Annotated in this window: 7 protein-coding genes and 1 pseudogene; 2 read left to right on the top strand and 6 right to left on the bottom strand. The window is 75.8% G+C overall.

Annotated features, from left to right (window positions below; translation table 11 throughout):
- Positions 1 to 500: pseudogene (locus tag LB823_RS10335) on the top strand (hypothetical protein); the annotation flags it as partial.
- Between the two features lie 124 nt (positions 501 to 624).
- Here LB823_RS10335 and LB823_RS10330 read toward each other — a convergent pair.
- From LB823_RS10330 to LB823_RS10315, 4 genes are read right to left on the bottom strand one after another with little or no spacing between them, the layout of a single operon-like run.
- On the bottom strand, positions 625 to 1065 hold the full coding sequence (locus LB823_RS10330) for a molybdenum cofactor biosynthesis protein MoaE (RefSeq protein WP_224646930.1): 441 nt from the start codon (positions 1063 to 1065) through the stop codon (positions 625 to 627).
- Positions 1058 to 1558, bottom strand: a complete 501-nt coding sequence (locus tag LB823_RS10325) for a molybdenum cofactor biosynthesis protein B (protein WP_224646929.1) — start codon at positions 1556 to 1558, stop codon at positions 1058 to 1060. The genes LB823_RS10330 and LB823_RS10325 overlap by 8 nt, the downstream gene beginning before the upstream one ends.
- Positions 1551 to 1985, bottom strand: a complete 435-nt coding sequence (moaC, locus tag LB823_RS10320) for a cyclic pyranopterin monophosphate synthase MoaC (RefSeq protein ID WP_255603337.1) — start codon at positions 1983 to 1985, stop codon at positions 1551 to 1553. The genes LB823_RS10325 and moaC overlap by 8 nt, the downstream gene beginning before the upstream one ends.
- A 41-nt stretch (positions 1986 to 2026) precedes the next feature.
- Positions 2027 to 2221, bottom strand: a complete 195-nt coding sequence (locus LB823_RS10315; RefSeq protein WP_224646928.1) for a hypothetical protein — start codon at positions 2219 to 2221, stop codon at positions 2027 to 2029.
- A 39-nt stretch (positions 2222 to 2260) separates the two neighbouring features.
- Between LB823_RS10315 and LB823_RS10310 the strand changes: the two genes are divergently transcribed.
- Positions 2261 to 4438: a helicase-associated domain-containing protein gene (locus LB823_RS10310; RefSeq protein ID WP_224646926.1), complete on the top strand. Its 2178-nt coding sequence runs from the start codon at positions 2261 to 2263 to the stop codon at positions 4436 to 4438.
- Between the two features lies 1 nt (position 4439).
- On the opposite strand, the gene LB823_RS10305 is transcribed toward LB823_RS10310, so the two are convergent.
- Together LB823_RS10305 and LB823_RS10300 are read right to left on the bottom strand one after the other, a co-directional pair.
- Positions 4440 to 5651 (bottom strand): RNA polymerase sigma factor, encoded by a 1212-nt coding sequence (locus LB823_RS10305; protein WP_224646924.1) that lies wholly within the window; start codon positions 5649 to 5651, stop codon positions 4440 to 4442.
- On the bottom strand, positions 5648 to 6010 hold the full coding sequence (locus LB823_RS10300) for a YciI family protein (protein WP_224646922.1): 363 nt from the start codon (positions 6008 to 6010) through the stop codon (positions 5648 to 5650). The genes LB823_RS10305 and LB823_RS10300 overlap by 4 nt, the downstream gene beginning before the upstream one ends.
- Positions 6011 to 6187 lie beyond the last annotated feature (177 nt).

Raw genomic sequence — 6187 nt, 5'->3', positions numbered from 1 at the left:
CCGGCGCCGCGGCCGTTCCCGCGGGCACCGGCGCTGCGAACGTCCCCACGGGTCGCGTGGGCGGCGTCCCCGTCCCCACCGGCATCGGTGGCGCGGCCGTCCCCGCCGGCATCGGTGGCGCGGCCGTCCCCGCTGGCATCGGCGGCGCAGCGATCCCGGTCGTCGGCGGCACTGCCATCCCCGCTGGCATCGGCGGCACAGCGATCCCGGTCGTCGGCGGCACGGGCTTCCCTATCGCCACGGCGAACGGCATCGGCAGCACCGGCGGCGTCACCACGAACGGCGCGGGCGCGCGCGGCGTGGGCAGCGCGGCGGGCGTCGGCACGAACGGCGTCGGCACGGGCGCGGGAGCGCGCGGCATCGGCAGCGCGGCGGGCGTCGGCACGAACGGCATCGGCGCGCAGGGCCTGACGGCCGCGGTCGGCATCCCCGGCATCATCGTCCCGGGCTCCGGCGTCACGCCGGTCCGCCCCGTCGTCCCCGCGACGCACCGGCGGTAGCCCGCCGGTCGCCCCGGGCGCCTCGGCGCCCCTGATCACCCGAGCTCGTGCGGCCCCACAAAGGTCACCGCGGGCCCGGATCCGGTGACCACATAACGAGAACCGGCACCGAGTGGGTCGGCGGCTACGCGCTGCCGACCCACTCGTCTGTTCCGTCCCGGAACAGCTGGTGTTTCCACACGGGCAGCGCCTCCTTGACCGCGTCGACGACCCGCGCGCAGGTCGCGAACGCCGCCGCGCGGTGATCGGCCGACACCGCGACGACGAGCGCCGCATCGCCGATCGCGAGCGGACCCACGCGGTGCGACACCGCGACCGCCCGCACACCCTCGGCGGCGTCCGCCTCGCGCGCCACGACCTCCGCGATGACGCGCTCCGCGGTGGGGTGCGCCGAGTACTCCAGGCCCGTCACGCCACGGCCGCCGTCGTGATCGCGCACAGCGCCGATGAAGCCCACGACCGCGCCGGCCTCGTGCCGCGTCACGGCCGCCTCGTGGGCGGCCAGGTCGATCGGCTCCTCGGTCACCCGCGCGAAGACGACCTCTGCCGCGGGCTTGTCAGCCATGGTCGCCGCCGCGGATCTGGTCCAGCGCGTGCGCCAGGACGCCGTCGAGCACGGCGAGGCCGTCGCGGACCCCGCCCGACGAGCCCGGCAGGTTCACCACCAGCGACGAGCCGGCGACGCCCGCGAGCCCGCGGCTGAGCACCGTCGTCGGTACGTCCGGCAGGCCCGACGTGCGGATCGCGTTGGCGAGGCCCGGGATCTCGAACGTGAGCGCCCCGCGCGTCTCCTCGGGGGTGCGGTCGGAGGGCGTGAGCCCGGTGCCGCCGGTGGTGAGAACGACGGCGTCGCCGCGGCGGACGGCGGAGCGGATCGCGGCGCCCACCTCCTCGCCGTCGGGCACCACGACGGGCCCGTAGACCTCGAAGCCGCGCTCGCCGAGCCACGCCGCGATGGCGGGCCCGGTGGTGTCCGCGCGTTCGCCGAGGGCGGCGCGGGTGGAGGCGACCACGACGGTGGCGCAGCGGTCGCGGGACGGGCGGAGCGGTTCAGTCATCTGATCTCTCCCAGTGGCCGGTCTTGCCGCCGTCCTTGGTGAGCACGCGGACGTCCGTCATGACGGCGGCGGGGTCGAGGGCCTTGACCATGTCGTGCAGGGTCAGCCCGGCCACCGCGACGGCCGTGAGCGCCTCCATCTCGACGCCCGTCCGGCCGGTGCAGCGCACGGTGGCGGTGACGGCGATCTCCGCGCCCGACGGCTCCAGGTCGACGGTCACGCCGGAGATCGGCAGCGGATGGCACAGCGGGATCAGGTCGGCCGTGCGCTTGACCGCCATGATGCCCGCGATGCGGGCGGTGGCGAGCACGTCGCCCTTGGGGACCGCACCGTCGGCGATCGCCACGACGACGGCCTCGGTGGTACGGAAGGTCCCGGCCGCGACCGCCGTGCGGGCGGTGACGGCCTTGCCGGACACGTCGACCATGCGGGCGGCACCCGCATCGTCGACGTGTGTCAGCTTGTCGGTCAGCGGTTGATCCGGGTCGACGGGTGCACGTACGGGATGTGCTGCTGGGGGAACTCCAGCTCGCCGAACGGCGACATCGCGCCGACCACCGGGGCGGCCAGCTCGTTCACGGCGTGCTCGGCGTGGCCGTCGGCGGCCTGCGGCCAGCCGTTGTCGACGTAGCCGGGCTTCTTCGCATTCGAGGTCTCAGACACGCCGCTATTCTGACATGCCCCGGTGTCTAGGCTGTATCGGTGAGCAGTAATACGTCGTCGACGGGGCCCGCGGCGTGGCTGCGCGAGCGCACCGACGCCGAGATCGCGGCGCTGCTCGACGCCCGGCGCGACGTCGCGACGCCCGTCCCCGCCGGTTTCGCCGTGCTGGCGAGCCGCCTGAACAGCCCGTCGTCGCTGGGCCGCGTCGCCGAGCGCCTCACCCTGCCGGACCTGGCCGTCCTCGAGCTGCTCCTCGCCGAGCCGCTCGACGCCGACGCCCTCGCCCGCCGCCTCCGTGGCCGCGCGCTGAAGAAGCAGGTGCTGGCGTCGGCGGACAAGCTCCGCGGCCTGGCGCTGGCCTGGGGCGACGACGTCCTGCACACCACGGCCGCCGCCCGCGAGGCGCTGCCGTGGCGCTCGACCCAGCTCACGACGCCGCCGGACCTCGACGCCATCGACGCCGCCCTGGCCGCCGCGGGCCCCGACGAGCGCGCCCTGCTGGACCGCCTGGCCGAGGGCTCTCCGCTGGGCCGCACCGCCGCGGCGGGCCCCGGCACCTCCCCCGACCACCCGGTGCAGCGCATGCTCGCCTCCGGCCTGCTCGCCCGCGTCGACCACCAGACCGTCGAGCTGCCGTGGGAGGTCCGCACTCGCTTGCGGGGCGAGCTCCCCCTGGGTGCTTCCCTCAAGCCGCCCGTGCTCGACGGTCCGCCCGTCCCCGGCGCCGACGGAGCCGGCGCGGTCGCGGCGCTGGAGCTGTTGCGGCACGCCGACGACGTGCTCGACGTGCTGGGCGCGGTCCCGGCGCAGCGGGTGAAGGCCGGCGGCATCGGCATCCGCGAGCTGCGCCGCGTCGCGAAGGCGGCGGGCCTCGCGGAGGACCGCGCCGCGCTGCTCCTCGAACTGCTCGCGGCGGCCGCGCTGATCGCGGAGGGCGAGCTCGACGGCGAGGAGGATTCCGTCTTCGCCCCGACGGTCGCCGTCGACGAGTGGCTGCGCGCCGCGCCCGCCGACCGCTGGGCCCTGCTCGCCCGGACCTGGTTGGAACTGCGCCGGCAGCCCGCGCTGATCGGCACCCGCGGCGAGGAGGGCATCGTCGGGCCGCTGCACCGGGCGGCGCGCAGCACCGTCGCCCCGCAGGACCGCGCGGCCGTGCTCAACGCCCTGGCCCAGGCCCCGGCGGGAACCGCGCCCACCCTCCCGGACCTGCACGCGGCGGCGAGGTTCGCGCACCCGTCCTGGTACCGCCGGCTCACGCTGGACGCGGTCGCCGACATCGTCGCGCAGGCGCAGGTGGTGGGCCTGGTCGCCGGCGGCGCCCTCACGTACGCCGGCCGCGCGGCCCGCACCACCGACCCCGCGCAGGCCATGGCCGCGGCGCTGCCGAAGCCCGTCGAGGAGTTCCTGCTCCAGGCCGACCTGACGCTGACCATCCCCGGGCCCACGACGCACGACTTCGCGGCGGCGGTCGCCCTGGTCGCGGACCTCGAGTCGGCGGGCGGCGCCGCCGTGTACCGCGTCACGGACGCCTCGGTGCGCCGCGCGCTCGACGCCGGCCGCACGTCGGCGGAGGTGCACGCCTTCTTCGTCGCGCACTCGGTGACGCCCGTGCCGCAGGGCCTGACGTACCTGGTCGACGACGTCGCGCGGCGGCACGGCGCGCTCCGGGCGGGCGTCGCCGGTTCCTTCCTGCGCTCCGACGATCCGGCGCTCGTCGCCGCGGTCCTCTCCTCCCCTGCCGCGGAGGCACTCGCGCTGCGGGCCGTCGCGCCGACGGTGCTCATCGCCCAGGTCCCGCTGTCGGATCTGGTCGCAGGGCTCGCGGCCGCCGGTTTCAACGCCGCCGCCGAGGACTCGCGGGGCGTCGTCGTCGACCTGCGGCCCGCCGCGATCCGCCTGCCTTCGCCGCGCCCCCGTCCCCCGGCCGCACAGCCCACGCTCGATCAGCTCGCCGACGCGGCGGTGCAGATCCGGCGGCAGGACGCCCCGTCGAACGACGGTCCCCGCACGTCCGGCCCGGAGCTGATGGCGCTGCTGCAGTCCGCGGCGGGCGAGGGCACACCGGTGCGGCTGGGGTACGTCGACGCGAACGGGGTGTTCACGCGGCACGTCGTGGTGCCCGAGTCCGTGCGGCACGGGCAGCTCGCCGCGCTCGACGGTGACGCGACCCGCCGGTTCGCCCTGCACCGCGTGACCACCGCGGAGCCGGTGGAGTAGCTCAGACCAGCTCGCCGCGCTTGCGGGTGAGGTACGCGCGCTCGGCGGAGTTGCCGGTGGCCGCGATCGCCGCGTCGTAGGCGCCCTTGGCCTCGGCGGTGCGCCCGAGCTTCCGCAGCAGGTGCGCGCGGGTCGCGTGCCAGGCGTGGTATCCGTCCAGCCGCAGCGGATCGACCAGCGCCAGCGCGACCTCGGGCCCGTCGAGCTCGGCAACGGCGATCGCCCGGTTGAGTCGCACGATCGGGGATGCGTCGACCATCAGCAGCTGGTCGTACAGCGCCACGACCTGCGCGTAGTCGACGGTGTCGGCGCTCGGGGCGTCGGTGTGCACGGCGCCGATCGCGGCGAGGATCTGGTACCGGCCGGGCCGGTTGATCGCGAGGCACTCGCGGACCAGACCGTGCCCCTCGGCGATGGCGGCGCGGTCCCAGCCGGCGCGGTCCTGCTCGTCGAGCGGCACGAGTTGCCCGCCGCGGACCCGCGCCGCGCGGCGGGCCTCGGTGAGCAGCATAAGCGCGAGCAGGCCGGTGACCTCGGGGTCCTCGGGCAGCAACGCCCGCAGGAGCCGGGCGAGCCGGATCGCCTCCCCGGTCAGCTCCGCGCGGATCGGCTCGCCCTCGCCGGTGGCGAGGTAGCCCTCGTTGAAGACGAGGAACAGCACCGTCAACACCCCGTCGACGCGGTCGGGCAGGTCGGCGGCGGCCGGCACGCGGTACGGGATGCGGGCGGCGGCGATCTTCTTCTTGGCGCGGGTGATGCGCTGGCCCATCGTGGTCTCGGGCACGAGGAAGGCGCGCGCGATCTCCGGCACCGTCAGGCCGCCGAGCAGGCGCAGGGTGAGGGCGACCCGCGCCTCGGGGGCGAGCGCCGGATGGCAGCAGGTGAAGATCAGCCGCAGCCGGTCGTCCTCGACCGCGCCGGTGGGTTCGGGGTCGGAGTCGTCGTGGATCATCTCGGCCGCCCTGTGTTTGGCGTCGCGCCGGCTCTCGCGCCGGATCCGGTCGATCGCGCGGTTGCCCGCGGTGGTGGTGAGCCAGGCGCCGGGGTTCGGCGGGATGCCGGACTCGGGCCACCTCTCGGCGGCGGCGAGGATCGCCTCGCCCGCCGCCTCCTCGGCGATCGTGATGTCGCCGAAGCGGCGGACGAGCGAGGCGATGACCCGGCCGTACTCCTCGCGGAAGACCCGGTCGAGCGCGGTGCCGGCGTCGGTCACGCCAGCCCGTCGAAGGCGCGGACCTCGACGGTGCCGCCGCAGGCCTTGGAGCCCTCGGCGGCGAGCCGCAGCGCGACGTCGAGGTCGGGGGCGTCGACGACCCAGAAGCCGCCGATGAGCTCCTTCGACTCGAGGTACGGGCCGTCGGTGATGATCGGCTTGTCGCCGCGGCCGTCGACGACGGTGGCGGTGGTCGCCTCGGCGAGCCCGCCCGCGAACACCCAGTAGCCGTCGGCCTTGAGCTGCTCGTTGAAGGCGTCGGTCCGCGCGAAGGCCTCCTCCATCGCCTCCTTGGTGCCGTAGTCGCCGAACTCGCTCCGCTCGACGGGGCCGTGCACGGAGAGCAGGTAGTGCGTCATGGTGGTTCCTCTCGGTCGTCGGGCGGCCCCGGTGGCCGCCCTTCACCCTCACTACGAACGCAGGCGTACCGATACGACACCACCCCCGGAAAGTCTTCGCAGCGCCGATGTCGAAATCCGTCGGCCCCGTTCGTGGAAGGGGTAGGACGCGCCCAGCCCGGGCACCGTCACCACCGC

Origin of the sequence: Tsukamurella sp. M9C, assembly GCF_020169415.1 — a bacterium.
Classification (GTDB): domain Bacteria; phylum Actinomycetota; class Actinomycetes; order Mycobacteriales; family Mycobacteriaceae; genus Tsukamurella.
Note: the sequence above shows the minus strand (reverse complement) of the source record. Positions and strands in the feature narration are given on the sequence as shown.